Origin of the sequence: Lysinibacillus sphaericus OT4b.31, from assembly GCF_000392615.1 — a bacterium.
Lineage (GTDB): Bacteria > Bacillota > Bacilli > Bacillales_A > Planococcaceae > Lysinibacillus > Lysinibacillus sphaericus_B.
In genome coordinates this window covers 1-19,978 of record NZ_KB933410.1, presented here as the reverse complement: position 1 = coordinate 19,978, position 19,978 = coordinate 1, and the positions used below count along the sequence as shown (strand labels likewise).

Sequence of the window (19,978 nt, the reverse complement as noted above, 5' to 3'; positions counted from 1 at the left end):
AATGCAGTCAAAGACTACATTTCCTCCGCTAAATCTTGTAATTGTTCAACTGTTAACCAGTCCGTATTGTTATCGCTTGTATAAGCAAATCCTTCTGATAATGTTGTACCACCTTGTAATTGCCCCTGTGGCCACCAAGAAAGCTCTGGTTGGATAACATAATAATCATCAAACTCAATCGTATGACGAGCATCGTCTTCCATTATCATCGCTTCATGTAGCTTCTCTCCTGGTCGAATGCCAATAATCTCAATATTACATTCTGGTGCAATGGCTTTCGCTAAATCAGTTACCTTCATACTCGGAATTTTCGGCACAAAAATTTCGCCACCATACATACGTTCTAAATTATCTAAAACGAATTGTACACCCTGCTCAAGTGTAATCCAGAAACGTGTCATACGCTCGTCTGTAATTGGCACAGTACCAGTTTCTTTAATTCTTTTAAAGAACGGCACTACACTGCCACGGCTTCCTGCTACATTGCCATAACGCACTACTGCAAAACGTGTTTTCTTTTCGCCTACATAAGCATTAGCGGCTACAAACAATTTATCTGATGCTAATTTTGTCGCACCGTATAAATTTACTGGGCTACATGCCTTATCTGTAGATAGGGCTATTACCTTTTCTACACCACGATCAATCGCCGCTTCAATAATATTTTGTGCGCCGTGAATATTCGTTTTCACTGCCTCAAATGGATTATATTCACATGCATCAACATGCTTCATAGCCGCAGCATGAATCACAATATCAACACCATCAAACGCACGATATAATCGATCTTTATCGCGAACATCTCCAATGAAGAATCGGATACGATCATCTTGGAAATCTTGTTTCATTTCATATTGTTTTAACTCGTCTCTACTAAAGACGATGACTTTTTTCACACCAAGTGTTAATGCTTTTCGGATAAATTTTTTACCGAAGGAGCCTGTGCCACCTGTAACTAAAACTGTCTTGTTTTGTAGTATATCCATTGTTAATACCCCAATCTACTATCACTATTATTTATTAAACTTAAAAATTCAACCTCATTAACAACGGTTGCCCCATTAACTTTAGCACCTTTAGCAGCTGTATTATATACATGTATATTAGAAACTTTTATTTTCATTTCAAACCACTTCAAATAACTATAAAGATTTGGTAAAGTACGAATTTTTTTGCCCTCATTAGAAATAACCTCTATAGTATCTTCTAAATGATTAACTTTTCTACCAGAAGTTGAGCCGCTTGCGTGAGTACGTTCGGTAGAAAAGCCTAAATCCTGACCAAATAAAACAAGCTTGTCAAACCCTAAATACTTTAGAAGGCTAAATGCAGTAGTTGCTACAGAACCACCTGTCTCTAATAAAGGATAATTAACTTTTGGTGCTAATAATTCAGCCGCTTCATAGCCATTTTGCAATAGCATAATTCTAGCATATGGGTATGCTTTAATCGTATCGTAGTCTGCTGTGCTTAAATAAAATAACTGCCCTTCAAATGCAACATCTTGAAGTTGAATTGAAATTTCCTTTTGCGAATCTGTAATGATTACCGCATCAGGTTTAATCCCTTCGTTTAGTAGTACTTTCAGTGCAGATCCTACGCATAAAATATAAACTTCTTCCTTTACCCTATGTAGCCATTTCTTTGTTTCTTCTAATGAAGGCCCACTCGCTACTATACATGCTAGTTGTTTTTCGCACATATTCAATTTAGATTGATACTCACATAATCTAAAGTCATTTAATTTACAATTATTGCCAAAGTTATATTCCATTAAATTCCTAAAACGTTTAAATGACATTTGCTTTATTTTTATATCTGTTAAATAATTAAAAAGCGGATGATTTTTATTCATCAATTGCAAACAAACATGAGGAATGATTACTTGATCCTTTATAGTGAGTTCTAAATTAGCAATCTCTGTTACTATTTTTATATTGTCAGCATTTTCTAACGAATCGAATACTATCGATTTTTTATATAAATCAATTTCTTTTTTATCTAAACAAAGCACCGTTATACGTTTTCGTTTATCAATTAGTTTTACTAAAGCAGATAGATGGTATCCTAAACCAAGCCCTACTAATAGATAGCCATCAGCATCTAGTTTTACTTCTTTTCGAATAAATTTGTCAGTCTCTATTATAGGTTGATATTTACTATACAAGAGTAATCCGTTTACTTTTAACGTATCTTCACCGTTCTTCGCTTTCAATTTTTCAAAGTTCATTGTTTTAAAGCACTTTGTAATAATGTTGCCGTTTTAAAAAACTCCGCAATTTCATATTCAAATAAATCAGCAGCTAAATTATAATCATTCATTTGTAAACTTTCGTTTATTTCATTTAAAAAGTCATGTATTTGACTGATATTTAAAGTAACTTCTACTTCATTTTTTGACAATTGTGTTCCAGCATCTACTAACCAAATTACACCTTCAGTAAAATCTTTGATATCATTTAGTGCATTTGCTATTTGATCTTCTCTTAGTTTCTCAGCAATATTTAGACAACCATCTGGTAATAATGTTAAATAATTATTATAACTTTCTATTGTCTCTAAAATTAAATCATTCATTTGTTTTTTTCCCCCCGTTTTCCAGTAACGCAATAGTTTGTCGTACGTTTAGCTTTGATTTTCCTATTGCTTCTAATAATCTCGTATATAATGTATGTGTTTGGTTATATATACGTTGGTACGTTTCTTCTGGTGTTTCATTTGGCTTTTCTAAAAAACAATTGCCAACTTCAATTACAATTGGATTTACCAAAAAGTGCATTTGAACATCCTTCGTTAATGTTTCTATTTGTTTATCTATTTTATCCAACTTTTTCAACGTTTTTGGATTAAAAGATGTTTTAGAGTGATTGTTAGCTAGTAAATGGAGTGCATCACTTAGAATGCGGTCTAACTTGTTTAGTATTTTTATTTCTTCCTCTAAAATATCGATTATTTCTCCATCCGACTTTCGAGAATATTTCTCACCATCTATCTCACTCAAGTCTTTAAGTTGTTGCATATTAATATAACGTTCGACGAATTCCTTAAATGGTATTTGGTCGTATCCCTTCAGTTTAATACCTCCCTCAGTACAATTATATAGTGGTACGGCAGGTTTATTAAATCTCATCATCTCTTCAAAAGTAACCTTCATCGACATAAATACACGCGATGATAATACTTTCTCCCCATCATATCCATCAGCCCATACTACATTAGCATTTGAATTATCAATATTTTGAGTATGTTTATTATTAGACGCATGCGTTAAATTATTCGTATACGCTAAATCCTGCCCAATCAAAGCAATTGGACCCGAATTCAATAATTGAGCAATACTAAGAGAAAAATGTGCTACAGTCCCACCACCTGTAATTAAAGGGGTATCTATATCAAATTTATCGTACAAATATTTTTTAATAGGTAATTGACTCGTTTCAGCAAAAACAAATGCCCTCTTTTCAAAAGCATTACGTATACCAGGATGATTAAAAACAGAATAAATTAATCGGGCTTTTTCTAATTTCAACTCTTTAAAATGGTTATAGTTTGGTTCTCCACCATCAATCGAAACGACAAAATCAGGCTCTATTTGGGCTGCTAGCAATGAATTAATAGTTGATCCAGCAGCAATAATGATGACATACTCCTGAATTTGTTTTAAAAGTCCTAGTTGCTTCGTCAATGATGGTCCTCCAGATGCTACAACGATTGGTAAATTCAATTTATTGTGTAGTACTGATAAGGTTTCATCTTGAACAATCGGCAATAAATTTTGCGCAAGGTTGTTTTGCCATTGTTCGGAAAAAAAGATAACAGTATTTTGGTTCACTATTGTTTTGTTTTGAAATTCACTAATATACTTCAATATTTCGTAGTACTCTTGCATAAACAATTTATCGTAGTTTGGAGCACAGATTATTTTAATCTTTAAATCTAACCCTTTAGCAATGCTCGAGACAATGTACGCCAATGTATTGACTTGCTTATTATCCCAATAAATAATTTGCTCTACATTTTCATGTCTGCTATTAATATTTAATATACCTTTTTCAATAAGGGGATCAATAATAATAATCTTTCCATCGTGCACTTTTGGCAAAAGTGCATCTACAATATAACCTAATCCATAACCAAATATGATATGAGTATGGTGGTTTTCATAATAAGTAGTAGCTATTCTTTCAGCTTCAATAATTGGATTATATTTACTATGTATGAAAAACTCATTTACTTTTAACCCTGGTTGAGCTTGTCTACTGTTTACTTGTTCAACGATAAACTCTTGCACTACATTCACCTCTCTATCATTATCGACTAAAAATCAAAAAATTAAAGCAAAATGTATACTGTTATATTCCTAAAATATAAAAAGAGAGCTAGTCCTACAAGTTGATTTCTCACCTTGTAGGACTACTCTCTTTACTTAAATTATTCGATACTATTAATAATTACCCTAATAATTGTAGAACGCCTTGTGGTTGTTGGTTAGCTTGCGCTAACATAGATTGTGCAGCTTGTGTTAAGATATTGTTCTTCGTGAAGCCCATCATCTCTTTCGCCATATCTGTATCACGGATACGAGATTCAGCAGCTGTTAAGTTTTCTGAAGTAGCACCTAAGTTGTTAATTGTGTGCTCTAAACGGTTTTGAACCGCACCTAGGGATGCACGAGTTTCAGAAACGCGTTTTAATGCAGAGTCAATTACAGAAATAGAGTTATCAGCTGCAGTTTGTGCAGAAATGTTAATACCTCCACCGATAGTACCAGCAGTACCTAAAGAAGTTACTGCTGTACCATTTGCAAGGGCTGCTACACCAAGTGCAGTAGCTGTCATTGTCATAACACTTAAGTTAATTGACTGACCAGAGTTAGCACCAATGTGGAATACCTTACCAGTAGAAGCTGTTGCTGATGAAGGATTTGTAATTGCAGTACCGCCATTGAATGAACCGTTTAATAATTTTTGAGTGTTAAACTCAGTGTCGTTCGCAATACGAGAAATTTCTTCTGATAAAGAGTTAATTTCTAATTGTAAAGCTTCACGGTCAGAAGTTACGTTTGTATCGTTCGCAGATTGAACTGCTAATTCACGCATACGTTGTAGGATTGAGTGTGTTTCGTTAAGAGCACCCTCAGCCGTTTGGATTAAAGATACTGAATCTTGAGCATTTTTAGTTGCCATGTCAAGACCACGGATTTGACCGCGCATTTTTTCAGAGATTGCTAAACCAGCAGCGTCATCGCCAGCACGGTTGATTTTGTAACCTGAAGATAATTTCTCAAGGTTTTTTGCAGATTGTGCGTTGTTGAAGCCAAGGTTACGGTGAGTGTTTAAAGCTGAAATGTTATGTTGAATTCTCATGTGGAATTCCTCCTTGAATGTTTTTTGTCATTCCACATCCTTGTGGAATGCTGTTGGCTTTGGTCGTATTATGTACTTCCACTGCCTTACACTATCTATATCGTACCATAGTTGAAATGTTTAATAGTTTTTAGCGAAATTATTTTTTATTTTCATAAAAAATCTCGTATTATGCTCTGAATTAAATTTCCCATAAAAAAACTAAATTCCCTTGGATAATAATCATATCAATTAATGTATTTGGCCATTTCATTACATTGTATTCGCCTATAAAAAAGATTTATCTTTGCTAAATACTTTAAAAGGAAATCAATATCCTTAAGAACAACAAAACACCTATCACTCATAAGAGATAATAGGTGTTATAGAAAACATTATTTTTTCTTTAATTGTTCTAAGAAGTTTGACGTTACGTTTAACGCTTCTTTGTTTTGCTGTTGAATTGCCTCAAATACTTCTGAACGATGAACCGTCACTGACTTTGGAGCCACGATGCCTAGCTTCACTTGGTCGCCATCAACCGATAGAATTTTCACCTCTATATGGTCACCTATCATTATAGATTCATTCTTTTTCCTTGAAAGTACGAGCATTATTTAACACTTCCTTCAAGAGCACTTAGCGAAAAGCGTAACGGATAAGCCTTACTGTCACTTAACACAATCTGCTTACCTACTTTTTTCTTCATGCTGATGACAACTGGTGCAAGTAAGTTCATTGTAGATTCACTTAACTTTTCTTTTAATGTCACGATGGCATATGTAACAAGGTCTTCTTCTCGTTCTGCAACGAGCACTTCACTATCTTCCATTGAAAGATCAAACGCATAATCAGGTTTGAATACAAATGGATAAGCCACAATGAAACCAAGTTCAGCACTTTCAGTTGCTTGTAATAGCGCGAGCGGTAAATCCTGATCAAGTGGTAATAACACAAACTTTGTAACATCTGGAAATCCTGGAATACCTTCCGGGAATGTTATAACATCCTCGTTCGTTATTTCTACCTCACCTAAAAATTTTGTTGCAATTTTCATATAGTCGTTGCGCTCCTTTATACTATCACGTCCGTTTGAACAGATGGTCTTTGTACAATTGTACCAGTTACTTTTCCAGGTGTGTATTCATGAATTGGTTTGTTCACCTTTGTGTCAATTATTGGCTCTCTACGTTGTATATTAACGTCTGTAGTACCTGGTGTGTAATCGATTTTTACCGAGCCAACAGATGGGACAAATTTAATATTAAATTGCACGCGGTGAGGACCATGGTTTTGTTTAGCGATGTTTTGGATAGTAGCACGCCCCTGACCTTTACCGGAGCTTTCCATCATTTGACGTCCTTCTCCCGCTCTACGGGCCATTCCTTGTAACGCTTCCTGTTTTCCTTGTTGCGCATAATTTGCACTAGATTCTAACGGACCTATTAAGCCCAAATCTCGTCTTGCCTGTGAAGAGTCGATACGTAGCACACCGCGCGTTGTATTAATTTCAAGAATTGCTGCTGGTTGTTCAATATGCTGTGTTGCACTCGGTTGTTTAATATACTGCTTTGGTTTTGCAATATCAAGATTCATTTGCGCATCTGTGGTACGAATCTGAATTTGTGGGAATCGCATTTACACCTCCCCCTTTCAAGAAAAGCGTCTGAACAAATGTCCAAACGCTTTTGAATATTTAGCGGATAAAATCAACTAGTGTTTGTTGGATAATTTTAGCCCCCACTGATAGTGCAGCCTGATGAATGGATTCATGTGTGACCATTTCAGTAATGGCCTTTGCATAATCAACATCCTCGTTATTAGATAATTGCTTTGTTACACCTATCTCACGAATAGAAAGACGATTTTCCATTAACTCCACACGATTTTGACGTGCACCGACATCTGCTTGTATCTCAAGAATACGGTTATGCATGGCTGTAATATCATCCCCGGTGCTCTGATCAGCAACTCCGCCAAGCGCATCACCAATTTCTGCACCAGTTGCTGGTCCACTAACGCGATTAGGGTCTAATAGATCTGATATTTTCCCCATCATACTATCAAGATCTTGAAACAACTGAAGGCCAGGTGTATTAACTGTCAACTGAATGCCATCGTAAACCTCAATTCGTACATCTTCAGTGTTTACATTGGCAGTATTGACTAAACCATTTTCAAAAAGTGGCTGACCCGTTTTCGTTCCACTAAAAATATAACGATCTCCAATTTTTGTGTTAGCGACATCTTGGATTTGTCGATGAATTTGATCAATTTCCATTTTTATTTTCGCACGTTCATCCGGAGTATTCGTATCATTTGCTGCTTGAATAACGAGTTCACGAACTCGTTTCATCTGTTCCCCTACTTGGTTCATTGATTCATCGGTTGTATCTAACCAGTTATTCACTTCATTCATATTACGTGTATACTGTTCAACTTTACCTAGATCACGGCGATAGCCCATTCCTTTAACTGCTATAACCGGGTCATCTGAAGGACGAGTAATCTTTGACCCTGAGTTAATTTGATCCTGTAACTTAGACATTTTTCCGTAACTATTATTTAAGTTTAGAAGCATGTTATTCGATAACATGGATTGTGTTATACGCATATTTGTTAGAGCCCCTTTCTTTTATGAAACCTTGATTATCCTATTGTTATAAACCTACACGGCCCATGCCATTTATAATTTTGTCTAAAGTCTCATCTACAACTGTAATCATACGTGCGTTTGCGTTATACGCTTGTTGGAATGTAATCATATTTGTCATTTCTTCATCAAGAGAGACTGAACTCATTGAAGCGCGGTTGTTTGAAATTGTTACTAGTAATGTTTCAGACGTCATATTTAATCGATATGCTTCTTCACCATCTACACCGAGCTTACCTATGATTCCTTGATAGAAGGAGTTAAATGTTGCGCCATCTAAATTACCTTGTACCTTTGATTGGATATTCGCAAGCTCAAGTGCCCATTTACCATTTCCTTCTTCATTCGGTCTTGACGATGCTGCCAATTTAGAAGAATCAGCTAAAAGATCAGCATTTACTTTAATATTTCCCGCTGTAATGGCTGGGGTACCATCGGATGTGTCAAAGAAGTCTAATGTACTTTGAGCACCTGTTAAATCAAATCCTTGTTTATGCATTGAATTAAATACAGTAGCAAATTCAGATGCAAGTTTATCTATACTTGCTAACGTTTCAGGATAGTAACCTTTAGGGCCAGTTGCGCTTTGATATCCATAAGAATTGATAAGGGATAACATTTTTCCTTTACCTGGATCAAGCTCGTCATATGTAATTGAACCTGAATCTGTTGTCCCTGAACCATTTACTACAATGTCCGTAAACAAATTAGCTAAATCTTTGCCGTCAATTTGTGTTGCACCACTATTTACTTCAATGCTAGCAGCATCTCTGCCATTGACTAATTTAATCTCAGTGCCTACTGGATATGGTTTAAATGAAATGGTAACAGTTCCCTCAGCCACTTCACTTGCATTCCCACCAGATGGAACCCGTTCTACTGATACTGGTATGTAACTGTTTAATTCATCAATTAACGTATCACGAACATCGTATAAATCATTTGGTACATAACCATTTGGTTCGACTTCTTGTACTTGCTTATTAATCGCAGCAATTTGTTTCAGCAGCGAATTGATTCGATCTGTCGCTACACTAATTTCATTTCCTAAGTTTCCTTGGATTGTTTTTAACTGTGTATCGATGTAATTAAAGGATGATGCTAGATGATTGGCACGCTCAATCGCAACCTTGCGAGAGGCAGCGTTTTCTGGATTTGTACTTACATCTTGAAGCCCCTTCCAAAATTGTTCTAATGCTGCGTTTAGACCATATTGAGATGGTTCATCCATTATATCTTCCATTTGAGAAATAGCGTTTGAGCGAGATTCCCAGTAGCCAAGCTTGTTTGTTTCTTGACGGAATTGACGGTCGATAAATTCATCGCGAATACGTTGTATCGAGCCCGCTTCGACCCCTGTTCCCATATGACCGGGATAATAAGGTGTGTTTAAACCTGCTGTTGGGAATCCTGGTGTTGCTTGCATGTTTACGCGTTGACGTGAGTAACCAAGTGTATTGGCATTTGAAATATTGTGTCCTGTTGTATATAAAGCCGATTGCTGTGTAAATAAACCACTTCTACTTGTTTCTAAGCCCATAAATGTTGAGCGCATCTTTTTTCCTCCCTATAGTAACGTCCAAAAAATCAAGCAATTAGTTTCACTCAGGCGCAAAAACCTATGCTTGAGAATCGAAATATGATTTTTTGGCAACTGTATTTGTGCCGCGCACCTCACTGCCCGAGTAGTTCATTTGCTCGGGACGCGGGCGTAGTGTATCTAGTGTCAGATTGACAAATTGTAGTGATTGAAACACTAGTTTTTGATTTAAATCATTTTGTTTACGTAAGTCTTCTATGATTAGCATTAATCGATTGCGCACTGCTGACAGTGTGTCTTTTTCAGTTTGTTGTTCAGCAGCCTCGATGACATCAGCGACAGTCATTTTGTCAGTAGAAGCAAATCCTTTTGCTTCAAGGTAGTCCGTTACCTGTATTTGACGCTGTTGCTCGAGCTTATCGATGGCTGCTACATGTGCCTGCTCATCCTTGAGCATTTGGTCCAGTGCTTCGATATTGCCGGATTTAATGATTTCAGTTTTTTTGAAGGCTAGTTCAAGTAAGCTTTTATGCATTCTTTCTAGCTTGGTTAATGTAGAACAAATCGCTTCTACAGACATATTGCTAAACACCCTTTCTGTTATTCCCTAGAAACGATAATATTTCAGCATATCTTCTGCAACTTGGCGTGCATTTACTTTGTAATCACCAGAAGCAATATCTGCTTTTAATTGTTGCACACGCTCAGCACGCTCAGCGCTATATGTTGATACACCCTGCATTTCCTGTGCGGTTTTTGAAATTTCAATTTTATCGGCGAAAGATGCTTTGTTGTCACCTGATTTTACATTGCGCACTTGATTTTTATAAGCGTTTACAGCATTCACACCATAAGATGTAATTTTCATGTCAGACCCCCCTATCTAAAAAGCTTATCTTCCTATTATTTCGGACTTTCTCACACAATGTTAAGTTTCAAACATAAAAAAAGAGAAGGTGCTATCTAAAAAATCCCTTAAATAATAAATACCATCTTTTTTATGGGTAAGAAACCCGCTAAGTTCTCGGTGGGCATGGCATGAGCCACGGAACTTATTTACGTTTCCTTCCAGGTGTCGTGCTATTTTTTACCTTAAATCAAAAATAGTATGCCTAGGAGTACTCCTAGCATACTATTTTTAGTTTTGATACAGTCTACTACCCCAACTGGCAACAGCAAAATGGTGTCTTTAGTTGAAGAGTGGGCTATTAAAACTGTATTTTTATCAACTATAGTGAGAAAAGCTTTTACTTCACACAGTTAAAGTTTGTCTCTTCCGTCTTTATCTTTTGCGATCAGAATGATATGTTACATGATCACGTTGTGCAACACCATCACGGAATTCCTTCGCCGCTTCAAATGTACGAAGATCTGCCTTTAATTCGTTCTGGCATTTTGTACAGAGTTTTCCTGTTGTCGTTAAATGACCACAGTTATCACATGGATAACCTAAGTTTGGGAACATCGCTGGTTGTAAACGACCTTTGCGAACCCATCTATATAATAGTTCTTCTTCCGCTCCAGTTGCTTCAACAATGCGCTCAACCGTTGCTGCACGATTTTCACGTTTACGTAAAAAGCGATAAACAATTTGATATAATTCTTCTTCAGATTGAGCACATTTGTGACAAACTTCTCTTACCCCAATATAATTAAAGAACTCATTACATTTTGGACAATTGCGTACTTCTGCCATCTACTCTTCCTCCTCTTGCATGATAATTATTATATAAAGTGAAACTTCAATCAGTGGGGGTTTCCTTCATCCCCCACTGATTGTTAGTTGAACCAATCCAGCTTTTAAGGGGCAGTTGATCGCCTACCTAGTTAACTCGTTTTCATTTTTCAACTTGAGGTGGGCGTCTTACTGACCGTTACTGCGGGATAAATTGGCTAATTATACTATACAATTTGCTCTATCTATTATACATGATGCTTTGTCATTTTCATCCACTAATTAACGTGAAACTACGAACATTTTTGGCACCAGCTTGTAGTAGAATTTCTGTGGCATGTCGTAATGTAGTTCCTGTAGTTTGAATATCGTCAAAAAGGACATATTCTTTATACGCTATAGTTACGCTAGGTAATAACTGAAAAAGTGACGCCGTTTGTAATCGTTCCTCTCTATTTTTCGAGCTTTGTGTTTCCGTCGTCGTTTTTTCTAATAGCTGGATATATGGAATTCCTGCAGCCTTAAGTAGCTCCTCTATATGAGAAAAAGTGCGTTCTTTTTGTTTCAAAGGATGCATAGGGATTGGGATAATAGCCGATTTTTCATGTTTGAATTGATCCTGTAGATCCTGACGAAATACTTTGGCCAGCGCCACGTCTTGAAGGAATTTATATTGATGCAAATAGTCTTTCATGGCGTCATTATATTGATACAATGCTGATGTTGTAGTGTTGCGTTCAAATCGTGAAGCGCATTTTTGACAAATGCACGGTGGGAATTGTTTAGTTAAAAGTGTTTTCCATGAAGGTGCTGATTGCAGAGGCTGAGCGCATAGTAAGCAATGTGTTTCCTTTTTATTCATAGTGAGAGTCCTATCTTATTGTTATATTGTATCTTAGCTCGTGCCTCATCCATTTCTACTGTAATGCCGTGATGAAAAAATACAACATCGCCGTCAGCAAAAGCTATATTTCGCCCAACACGTCCTGCAATTTGAATCAGTGCGCTTGACGTATAAATAGAAGATTCTGCCCCGACAACAGCAACCTGAACATTTTTTATAGTAATTCCTCTTTCTAATATAGTCGTCGTTAATAATCCAGGAATTTCTTCATTGCGTAGCTTGAGTACCTTTTCTTTTCGTTCAGGGTCCGCTGCATGAACTGCTAAAATACGAGCATGTAATACTTGAAAAAGTGGGATGGCAATATCCAACAACTCCACTTTTGGCAAGAAAATAAGGAATGGCTCTTTTTGCGCAAGTCTATCCTCTGTCCACTTTTTCAGCTTCAGCGGAATCACGCCTTTTTTCAACTTTTTTTCATAGCCCCATAACGAACTATAGCGAGGCATTGGCAAAGGATGATTGTGATAGCGCTTCGGAATAAAGGAATAGCATCTGTTTTGATGCTGATTCAGTAACTTTTGCGATGGGGTTGCTGTTACAAAAAGTATCGGCGCCTCGGCAGTTTTTGCTTTGTACACAGCTCTTTTTAATGTTTCATCAAATATATAGGGAAATGCATCCGCTTCATCGACAATCATGACGTCAAAAGCTTGCTCAAAACGGTATAGCTGATGGGTAGTCGCCATGACAAGTTGGGCGTAACCTTGTTGCAGTGGAGCGCCCCCATATAATGCATGAATCGTCGTTTGTGGAAAAACCTTGAGAAAGCGTGGAAATAATTCTAATACCACATCTGTTCGCGGTGTGGCGATACATACCCGCAAGCCTTTCTGCAATGCATAATGAACAGATGGGAAAAGCAACTCCGTTTTGCCAGCTCCACACACTGCATTTGTGAGATGAGATCGTTTTACTTTAACACTTTCTAGCATTTCATCGGCTGCTTGTTGTTGAAGTTTGGTAAATTGCCCCGTCCATGCTAATGAATGCCTTGTTTCTCTTATGGCTTGTGGCCCTCTCCACATCACCAATTGTGTACAACTGCTAACTCTACCCATAGTAAGGCAATGTCTACAATAGACACATAGCTGCTGACATTTTGAACAGTCAAACATCGTAAATTGCTGGGGGTTGTCGTTATGGCATCGAATGCATTTTAGATGCGGTGTTTTTTGAATTCCTTCTATTATATTAAAGTAATTTCGTTCGATTGCCCGCTTCATATCGTGTTCTGCAATGGGTGTATGCTCTCTTAGCCAAATGCGTCCCTCATGAAAATCCCGTAATGCAGGTGGTAATAACCATCCTTTGTATTTCATATTGTTTAGCTCCTTTCTCCTTGTGATTATTCTTCTATCAGCGATTGCACTGTTGTTATCATCGATTTTTACTATGCTAGCGGCGATTCTTACTTTGCTACAGGCGATTTTCTCTATTTTATCAGCGTTTCTCACTATGCTATCAGCGTTGTTCGCCATGCTATCAGCGTTTCTCACTATCCTATCAGCGTTGATCGCCATCCATCCAAATAAAAAACAGTCTCTACAATAATCTGTAGAGACTGTCTTCACATAGAATTATTTTTTTGTCCAGCCTAGACCCATTGAACCTTCACCTAAGTGAGTGCCGATAACTGGGCCGAAATAGCTTAACTTAAAGTTTACGTTTGGGTAGCTTGTCGCAAGTTGCGCCATCCATTCTTCAGCTTCTGCTTGACAATTGCCATGAATGACAACAGCATCCATTGCCTCGTACTTGCTAGCATCTTGAGCTAGTAGTTCTTCCGCACGCTTCAATGCCTTTTTACGTGTGCGAATTTTTTCAAATGGCACAATTACCTTGTCCACAAAATGTAGGACTGGCTTTACTTGTAATAAGCCACCAATTAAGGCTGCTGCTGCAGACAGACGCCCTCCACGTTGTAAGTGCGCTAAGTCATCTACAATGAAGTAAGCACGAATATACTGCTGCATGTCCGCTAATGCCGCAAGTATTTCCTTTGCTGAAAAGCCCTCTGCAGCCATTTCTGCTGCGCGTAATACATAAAAGCCTTGGACAGCGCACGAAATCTCGCTATCAAATGAGTACACATCAATGTTATCCACCATTTCGCCTGCTTGGACCGCTCCTTGATATGTACCACTTATCCCACTTGATAAATGTATGGATACTACCTCGTCATAATCTTTTGCCAGTTCTTCGAAGAGTGCCGCAAACTCTCCTACTGGTGGCTGCGTTGTTTTTGGGAATTCCTTTGCACCACGTACTTTATCATAAAATTCAGATGCAGTAATATCAATTTCTTCTGAAAATAATTCGCCTGCGATGTTTACACTTAACGGAATCATACGAATACTTAAGCGTTCACGTTCCTCAGGCGTAATATATGCAGTACTATCTGTTACGATTGCCGTCCTCATCCATGTCCACTCTCCTATGTTCCATAGTTTACAGTAAAAAGAAATGAATGTGAAATCAATTTTACCTCTAATCTTGTTCAGACTTTGATTTGGCTTGTACACTTCACACCACTCAAAATTTGTGACATTTACTAGAGGATTAGCTTTATTCTACAAGAAACTTTGTCGAATAAAACCGAAATTTCACATTCATTACCTATGTATGTTTAAGGGAATTAAATTCCCCTTGTTCTATTTGCCCGTGCTTGACTTTGTGTCGTCTCCAATATAAAAGACGCTTGTTACCTTCCAATCTTCATCCTCTTTGGCGAAAACTGTTACCTGACGCCCAGCACTTTCATGTTCAACTTTCGTCTCAAGCTGTAGAGAGTGCATTGTCATGTTAGCGAAAACTTGCGCTTCTTTTTCATCATATTTCGCGATCGTTACATTTGCCACGTCACGCTTAATATCAAATTGGTTGAAAACGTCAGTTGCATACGTTTTCTCTTCATCATAATTAAAACCTTTTGGGTCCTTCGATATTGTTTGCATATAACGATTTATTTCTTCCGCATTTAGAGCTGCAATATATTCATCAAATGCCGCTATAATTGCTTTTTCATCTTCTGCTGGCACATTTTCAGCCTTTTCTATGTCTTCTCCCATCATTTCAAAGCCTACTGTACCATCCTCAATGACTTGGTCGCGCTCTTCCACACTTAACTCGTCATCTTTATTACCACAGGCAGTTAACACTAATAAGGTTAAAACTGCTAGAATACTTTTCTTTAACATCTTAAAACCTCCCGCGCAATATTGTAGCATATAAATGCTTTCGTAGGAATTTTGTTGCGCATTTTCAACTTTTAGTTGTTACATCTTTCTTATGACGTTATAAACTAAAAAATGTTGCACAATCTATTACGCCTCTGTCTAATTACGTCTGGAGGCTTTATTTCCATAACAACGTACATTTGGATTTCATTTAAAAAACGAATCGTGTAAGTTCACTTCTTTAGTTATCATGCTTGATATTTTTTTGCTGAACACGATAAAAAACTGCTTTAAAAACTACTTCTTATATCAAGTAGCTTTTAAAAACAGCTTTTATTCCAATGTTATGCAGTTATCGTACTTCAACCCAACCGTTTTTAATAGCTGTTACAACAGCTTGCGTACGGTCATTTACATTCATTTTTTGTAAAATGCTTGAAACGTGGTTTTTGACTGTTTTTTCAGAAATGAACAATGTCTCACCAATTGTACGGTTTGATTGACCGTCTGTTAGTAGTTGTAATACTTCACATTCGCGTTTCGTTAATAGATGGAATGGACGGCGAATTTCTGTTTGATGGAAGTTACCTTTGTTTTCATGCTCAGAAAGACGACGGAATTCTGCTACTAAATTTTTTGTTACTTTTGGATGTAGGTAAGAACCACCATTCGCTACTACTTTAATTGCTTCTACGATTTCGTCAGCATCCATCTCTTTTAACATGTAACCAAGTGCACCTGATTTCAGTGCATGTGTAACGTATGTTTCATCATCATGAATAGATAGCATGATTACTTTGGCATCTGGGAATTCTGCAATTAAATCTGCTGTTGCTTCTACACCATTTCTACCTGGCATATTAATATCCATTAATACTACATCTGGTTGGTTTTCAGCGTATAAATTTACTACATCTGTGCCATCGTCACCTTCAGCAACTACATCAAAGGTATCTTCAAAATCTAAAATACGTTTTACCCCTTCACGGAATAGCTGGTGATCGTCTACAATAATAATCTTCGTCATAAATCTTTACCCCCTAAATTTCTGCAACAAATTGCTTCACTCTACTTCTAACGGAATTTTAAATAGGACCGTTGTGCCTCGATCTATCTCACTATCAATTGAGATTGTACCATTTAATATTTCAATGCGTTCTCTCATGCCTAAGATACCAAAAGAATGGTCTTTGACACCTTGTGGATTAAATCCAACGCCATCATCTTTGACAACGATATTTACCGCATTGCTCAACCACTCAAGCTTGACCCATATATCCTTACATTTTCCGTGCTTCATGGAATTGGTTACACATTCTTGCACTAATCGGAAAATGGATACTTCATAGTTTGAAGGAATACGTTGTTCGGTGCTTCTTGATTGGAAATGAATTTCAACACCAGGATTATATTCAGTCACTGTCGACAAATACTTCTTTAATGTCGGAATAATGCCCAAATCATCGAGCGCCATTGGTCGTAAATCGTAAATAATACGACGCACTTCAGATAATGCATTACGCACCGTTTTCTTTAAATCGGCTATTTCTGCCAAAGCATTTTCAATGCCCTTTTCACGATACGTTCTTTCAATTAAATCTGTACGCATTAATACATTTGCCAACATTTGAGCAGGTCCATCATGAATTTCTCTTGATAATCGTTTACGCTCTTCTTCTTGCGCAGCGATTATACGGATACCAAAATCCTGCTTCATTTTTGCTTGTTCAAGCGCTAATCCAACATTTTTTAAATCCGATGTTAAATAATTTAAAACCACATTCACTTGATTGACAATATGATCAGCACGTTCAATCGTATCGAGTAATCCTCTTAATCTTCTCTCTAAGTCATCTCTTTTGTCACGTAGCTGCTTTTCTTGAGTTTTAATGACTGATAGCTTCACTTGAAAATCATGTGCCGTTTCATATGCATCTCTAACTTGTTCTTCGGTATAATTATCGAATGCTTTACTCACTAACACAAGTCTTTGTTTAGCAAGCTGCGTACTTTTTTCTAAAGCATCGCCTTCATCGATGACTATTGATATTTGTTTTCGAACAATTTCTAGCTCTTTTTGCATATCTTCGAAGCTTCTACGGCTTTGTTCGCTTATAATGAAGATATCATCTTTGGAGCTCATTATTGTATCTAACATTCGATTAAATACGTCATCAAGCGACTCTAAATCGAAGGTATCATTTGAAAACATAGTGTACTCCCCAGTCTAATGTCCTTATGATTACATACTATTTTGAAAGACCAATTTCATAAGTCTACACCTATTATAGCATCACAATCATAAAATTTAATGCTTTTTCTTTATGAAAATTATAGAATACAACCCTATTTTAAAGGAGAATGACACATATGAGAGAAAACTATTTAACTGTTAAAGGCTATGGCGAAAGCGAAATCATTATTTCTAAATCACGCTTTCTCACTTATATAGAACGTACGGAGACAGAAGAGGATGCAATTACTTTTATTGAAAGTATAAAAAAATTACACCATAATGCAACACATAATTGTTCGGCCTATATAATTGGAGAACATGATCATATTCAAAAGGCGAATGATGACGGGGAACCTAGTGGCACAGCCGGCGTCCCAATGTTAGAAGTATTGAAAAAACAAGGTCTAAAGGATACGGTCGTTGTCGTTACACGCTACTTCGGTGGCATAAAGCTAGGTGGCGGCGGTCTTATTCGTGCATATGGAAAAGCAACAACAGAAGGCATACACGCTGCACAAGTTGTCGAGCGCAAGCTACATCATATGATGAAAATTGCAATCGACTACACATGGCTTGGAAAAGTAGAAAATGAGATTCGTAGTTCCTCCTATAGATTAGAAGAAATTCGCTACCTGGAAGGTGTCGAAATCATTGTATCTGTGCTAAAAGAGCAAGAAGGTTTGTTCCGAAATTGGGTAACAGAGTTAACAAACGGACAAGCAAATATTACTTGCGAGGATGCAAATTTTATCGAATTTCTTGTGAAATAAATAGTTTTAATTGTCGAACACCGATTATCCATAGTATAATTTTAATATTGAGCTATTTTATCAATTACACAATAAGCGCAATTAGTCCCAAGCTTTGAGCTAAATCCACCTTGCGTGCTGTACCCCAGTTAGTAGTTATCACATAGACGCGAAGTTCTATTAACATGAGTTCTTATCAAATTTTCCACCTGCCACTTCGCTTTTGTGAACAATAAACGCGGCATCCGCCGAAGGCTTTACTGAATTAAATAATTTTTGCATTCGTCCATGTATTGAATTAGTACTCAAGTAAGATTAATTGCTTCATTATTCCCAAATTAGAGGAGAATATATAAATTATGAAAAGAAACAATGTAAAAAAGAAAAAGGGGTCTTCTAAAGCTTCCTTAATTATCAAAGTGTCCTTATTACTCGTTGCTAGTTTACTAATTTGCGTCACGGCTTATGGTGTCTACATCACGAAGCAGGCTGAACATGCCGCAGACTCAGCGCACGAGGTACTGGAAGGTCGAGAAATTTCTACACTACGTGAAGATAAAGTAGAACCGGTGCATGATAATGTTTCCATTTTATTTGTCGGTGTTGATGATAGTGAAAATCGTGGTCAAGGTTCTGAAAACTCGCGTTCAGATGCGCTCATTTTAGCAACTTTAAACAATAAAACAAAGACAATTAAGATGCTTAGTATCCCGCGTGATTCTTATGTTTATATTCCTTCCGTAGGCTATAAAGATAAAATTACACATGCACATGCATTAGGCGGTACATTATCAACAATCGAAACGGTCGAAGGTCTATTCGATATTCCAATTGACTACTATGTACGTATGAATTTCAATGCCTTTATTGATGTCGTTGATGCATTAGGTGGCATCGAAGCTGAAGTACCATATGCTTTACATGAAAAGGATGAATTCGATCGTAATACAATCAACCTTCAGCCTGGCTTACAACATTTAAACGGTAGTGAAGCACTCGCACTTGCTCGTACACGTAAGCAAGATAGCGATATCGAACGAGGTAAACGTCAACAGGAAATTTTAACAGCTATTATTAAACAAGTGGGGTCAGTTGGTGCCATTTCAAAATATGATGATGTCATTAAAGCCATCGGTGATAATATGAAGACCGATATGACATTTAGTGAAATGAAATCTTTCCTGTCCTATTTAACACAAGGCATGCCACGTATAGACTCTTTAACGCTAGATGGTACGGATGATATGTCTACAGGCGTTTACTACTATCAATTAAATCAAGAATCAGTTGATGAAGTAACGAATACACTCAAAAGCCATCTTAACTATAACAAATCTTCATCCAGCCTAACTAGTGGTAACACTGGTAAAGATAACGCAGCTGGCGAAGACAACGCCGCAACAAACGAATCAGCACAGTAAACATCAAAAGCCTTTCCAACATCAATCTTGATAGTGGAAAGGCTTTTTTATGTCTTGATTGAAATAATTCTTCTTTTTCTATGGTCTATGATCTATGGTCTCTGCTCGCTACTTGTTTGTTCGTTTCTGGCTCACGAGTGGTAGTTCTTGGCTCACCTGAGCGATACTCTTGGTCACCCGAGCGTTCCTTCCTTGTCCCGGAGCGGTACTCATACCTACCCGAGCGATACTCCTGGCTACCCGAGCGGTACTCTTACCTACCCGAGCGGTACTCTT

The 19,978-nt window shown here is 37.2% G+C and carries 21 protein-coding genes; 2 read left to right on the top strand and 19 right to left on the bottom strand.

Annotated elements, in window-relative coordinates; genetic code table 11:
- Nucleotides 1-14: 14 nt before the first annotated feature.
- The 19 genes from pseB to H131_RS21185 form a co-directional block, all read right to left on the bottom strand.
- A complete protein-coding gene (gene pseB / locus H131_RS21275; RefSeq protein ID WP_010861201.1) occupies nt 15-986 on the bottom strand; it encodes a UDP-N-acetylglucosamine 4,6-dehydratase (inverting) in 972 nt (323 codons plus the stop codon).
- 2 nt (nt 987-988) lie between these two features.
- Nucleotides 989-2,230, bottom strand: a complete 1,242-nt coding sequence (locus H131_RS21270; protein WP_010861200.1) for a motility associated factor glycosyltransferase family protein — start codon at nt 2,228-2,230, stop codon at nt 989-991.
- Nucleotides 2,227-2,577: a hypothetical protein gene (locus H131_RS21265; RefSeq protein ID WP_010861199.1), complete on the bottom strand. Its 351-nt coding sequence runs from the start codon at nt 2,575-2,577 to the stop codon at nt 2,227-2,229. Before H131_RS21265 ends, H131_RS21270 begins: the two co-directional genes overlap by 4 nt.
- Nucleotides 2,570-4,291 carry a motility associated factor glycosyltransferase family protein gene (locus H131_RS21260; protein WP_010861198.1) on the bottom strand — a complete coding sequence of 574 codons (1,722 nt, stop codon included), beginning with the start codon at nt 4,289-4,291 and terminating at the stop codon, nt 2,570-2,572. The genes H131_RS21265 and H131_RS21260 overlap by 8 nt, the downstream gene beginning before the upstream one ends.
- A gap of 160 nt (nt 4,292-4,451) precedes the next feature.
- Nucleotides 4,452-5,366 (bottom strand): flagellin Hag, encoded by a 915-nt coding sequence (gene hag, locus H131_RS21255; protein ID WP_010861197.1) that lies wholly within the window; start codon nt 5,364-5,366, stop codon nt 4,452-4,454.
- A gap of 374 nt (nt 5,367-5,740) precedes the next feature.
- On the bottom strand, nt 5,741-5,959 hold the full coding sequence (gene csrA, locus H131_RS21250; RefSeq protein ID WP_010861196.1) for a carbon storage regulator CsrA: 219 nt from the start codon (nt 5,957-5,959) through the stop codon (nt 5,741-5,743).
- Nucleotides 5,959-6,402 (bottom strand): flagellar assembly protein FliW, encoded by a 444-nt coding sequence (gene fliW, locus H131_RS21245; protein WP_010861195.1) that lies wholly within the window; start codon nt 6,400-6,402, stop codon nt 5,959-5,961. Before fliW ends, csrA begins: the two co-directional genes overlap by 1 nt.
- Before the next feature lie 17 nt (nt 6,403-6,419).
- Nucleotides 6,420-6,983: a DUF6470 family protein gene (locus H131_RS21240; RefSeq protein ID WP_010861194.1), complete on the bottom strand. Its 564-nt coding sequence runs from the start codon at nt 6,981-6,983 to the stop codon at nt 6,420-6,422.
- Nucleotides 6,984-7,041: 58 nt separating this feature from the next.
- Nucleotides 7,042-7,959 carry a flagellar hook-associated protein FlgL gene (gene flgL, locus H131_RS21235; protein ID WP_010861193.1) on the bottom strand — a complete coding sequence of 306 codons (918 nt, stop codon included), beginning with the start codon at nt 7,957-7,959 and terminating at the stop codon, nt 7,042-7,044.
- A gap of 46 nt (nt 7,960-8,005) precedes the next feature.
- Nucleotides 8,006-9,553: a flagellar hook-associated protein FlgK gene (flgK, locus tag H131_RS21230; RefSeq protein WP_010861192.1), complete on the bottom strand. Its 1,548-nt coding sequence runs from the start codon at nt 9,551-9,553 to the stop codon at nt 8,006-8,008.
- Between the two features lie 64 nt (nt 9,554-9,617).
- Complete coding sequence (locus tag H131_RS21225) at nt 9,618-10,118, bottom strand: flagellar protein FlgN (protein WP_010861191.1); 501 nt, start codon at nt 10,116-10,118, stop codon at nt 9,618-9,620.
- Nucleotides 10,119-10,145: 27 nt separating this feature from the next.
- Nucleotides 10,146-10,406: a flagellar biosynthesis anti-sigma factor FlgM gene (flgM, locus tag H131_RS21220; RefSeq protein ID WP_010861190.1), complete on the bottom strand. Its 261-nt coding sequence runs from the start codon at nt 10,404-10,406 to the stop codon at nt 10,146-10,148.
- Between the two features lie 414 nt (nt 10,407-10,820).
- On the bottom strand, nt 10,821-11,234 hold the full coding sequence (locus H131_RS21215; RefSeq protein WP_010861189.1) for a TIGR03826 family flagellar region protein: 414 nt from the start codon (nt 11,232-11,234) through the stop codon (nt 10,821-10,823).
- 250 nt (nt 11,235-11,484) lie between these two features.
- Nucleotides 11,485-12,075, bottom strand: coding sequence for a ComF family protein (locus tag H131_RS21210; RefSeq protein ID WP_010861188.1), 591 nt, complete (start codon nt 12,073-12,075; stop codon nt 11,485-11,487).
- Complete coding sequence (locus H131_RS21205; RefSeq protein WP_010861187.1) at nt 12,072-13,439, bottom strand: ATP-dependent helicase ComFA; 1,368 nt, start codon at nt 13,437-13,439, stop codon at nt 12,072-12,074. The genes H131_RS21210 and H131_RS21205 overlap by 4 nt, the downstream gene beginning before the upstream one ends.
- A 258-nt stretch (nt 13,440-13,697) precedes the next feature.
- Nucleotides 13,698-14,540 carry a DegV family protein gene (locus tag H131_RS21200; RefSeq protein ID WP_010861185.1) on the bottom strand — a complete coding sequence of 281 codons (843 nt, stop codon included), beginning with the start codon at nt 14,538-14,540 and terminating at the stop codon, nt 13,698-13,700.
- A gap of 231 nt (nt 14,541-14,771) precedes the next feature.
- Nucleotides 14,772-15,317 (bottom strand): DUF3225 domain-containing protein, encoded by a 546-nt coding sequence (locus H131_RS21195; RefSeq protein ID WP_010861184.1) that lies wholly within the window; start codon nt 15,315-15,317, stop codon nt 14,772-14,774.
- A 331-nt stretch (nt 15,318-15,648) separates the two neighbouring features.
- A complete protein-coding gene (locus tag H131_RS21190) occupies nt 15,649-16,323 on the bottom strand; it encodes a response regulator transcription factor (protein WP_010861183.1) in 675 nt (224 codons plus the stop codon).
- Nucleotides 16,324-16,359: 36 nt separating this feature from the next.
- Nucleotides 16,360-17,508: a sensor histidine kinase gene (locus H131_RS21185; RefSeq protein WP_010861182.1), complete on the bottom strand. Its 1,149-nt coding sequence runs from the start codon at nt 17,506-17,508 to the stop codon at nt 16,360-16,362.
- A 158-nt stretch (nt 17,509-17,666) separates the two neighbouring features.
- Between H131_RS21185 and H131_RS21180 the strand changes: the two genes are divergently transcribed.
- Nucleotides 17,667-18,302, top strand: a complete 636-nt coding sequence (locus tag H131_RS21180) for a YigZ family protein (protein WP_010861181.1) — start codon at nt 17,667-17,669, stop codon at nt 18,300-18,302.
- Between the two features lie 338 nt (nt 18,303-18,640).
- Complete coding sequence (locus H131_RS21175; protein ID WP_010861180.1) at nt 18,641-19,702, top strand: LCP family protein; 1,062 nt, start codon at nt 18,641-18,643, stop codon at nt 19,700-19,702.
- The last annotated feature ends 276 nt before the right edge of the window (nt 19,703-19,978 follow it).

What these genes read in the sequence shown, in the direction of transcription:
- flgM (WP_010861190.1), bottom strand. Translation starts at nt 10,406, where the DNA reads ATGAAAATTACATCTTATGGTGTGAATGCTGTAAACGCTTATAAAAAT.
- fliW (WP_010861195.1), bottom strand. Translation starts at nt 6,402, where the DNA reads ATGAAAATTGCAACAAAATTTTTAGGTGAGGTAGAAATAACGAACGAG.
- H131_RS21210 (WP_010861188.1), bottom strand. Translation starts at nt 12,075, where the DNA reads ATGAATAAAAAGGAAACACATTGCTTACTATGCGCTCAGCCTCTGCAA.
- H131_RS21240 (WP_010861194.1), bottom strand. Translation starts at nt 6,983, where the DNA reads ATGCGATTCCCACAAATTCAGATTCGTACCACAGATGCGCAAATGAAT.
- H131_RS21225 (WP_010861191.1), bottom strand. Translation starts at nt 10,118, where the DNA reads ATGTCTGTAGAAGCGATTTGTTCTACATTAACCAAGCTAGAAAGAATG.
- flgK (WP_010861192.1), bottom strand. Translation starts at nt 9,553, where the DNA reads ATGCGCTCAACATTTATGGGCTTAGAAACAAGTAGAAGTGGTTTATTT.
- H131_RS21175 (WP_010861180.1), top strand. Translation starts at nt 18,641, where the DNA reads ATGAAAAGAAACAATGTAAAAAAGAAAAAGGGGTCTTCTAAAGCTTCC.
- H131_RS21190 (WP_010861183.1), bottom strand. Translation starts at nt 16,323, where the DNA reads ATGACGAAGATTATTATTGTAGACGATCACCAGCTATTCCGTGAAGGG.
- H131_RS21215 (WP_010861189.1), bottom strand. Translation starts at nt 11,234, where the DNA reads ATGGCAGAAGTACGCAATTGTCCAAAATGTAATGAGTTCTTTAATTAT.
- csrA (WP_010861196.1), bottom strand. Translation starts at nt 5,959, where the DNA reads ATGCTCGTACTTTCAAGGAAAAAGAATGAATCTATAATGATAGGTGAC.
- flgL (WP_010861193.1), bottom strand. Translation starts at nt 7,959, where the DNA reads ATGCGTATAACACAATCCATGTTATCGAATAACATGCTTCTAAACTTA.
- pseB (WP_010861201.1), bottom strand. Translation starts at nt 986, where the DNA reads ATGGATATACTACAAAACAAGACAGTTTTAGTTACAGGTGGCACAGGC.
- H131_RS21270 (WP_010861200.1), bottom strand. Translation starts at nt 2,230, where the DNA reads ATGAACTTTGAAAAATTGAAAGCGAAGAACGGTGAAGATACGTTAAAA.
- H131_RS21195 (WP_010861184.1), bottom strand. Translation starts at nt 15,317, where the DNA reads ATGTTAAAGAAAAGTATTCTAGCAGTTTTAACCTTATTAGTGTTAACT.
- hag (WP_010861197.1), bottom strand. Translation starts at nt 5,366, where the DNA reads ATGAGAATTCAACATAACATTTCAGCTTTAAACACTCACCGTAACCTT.
- H131_RS21205 (WP_010861187.1), bottom strand. Translation starts at nt 13,439, where the DNA reads ATGAAATACAAAGGATGGTTATTACCACCTGCATTACGGGATTTTCAT.
- H131_RS21185 (WP_010861182.1), bottom strand. Translation starts at nt 17,508, where the DNA reads ATGTTTTCAAATGATACCTTCGATTTAGAGTCGCTTGATGACGTATTT.
- H131_RS21180 (WP_010861181.1), top strand. Translation starts at nt 17,667, where the DNA reads ATGAGAGAAAACTATTTAACTGTTAAAGGCTATGGCGAAAGCGAAATC.
- H131_RS21200 (WP_010861185.1), bottom strand. Translation starts at nt 14,540, where the DNA reads ATGAGGACGGCAATCGTAACAGATAGTACTGCATATATTACGCCTGAG.
- H131_RS21265 (WP_010861199.1), bottom strand. Translation starts at nt 2,577, where the DNA reads ATGAATGATTTAATTTTAGAGACAATAGAAAGTTATAATAATTATTTA.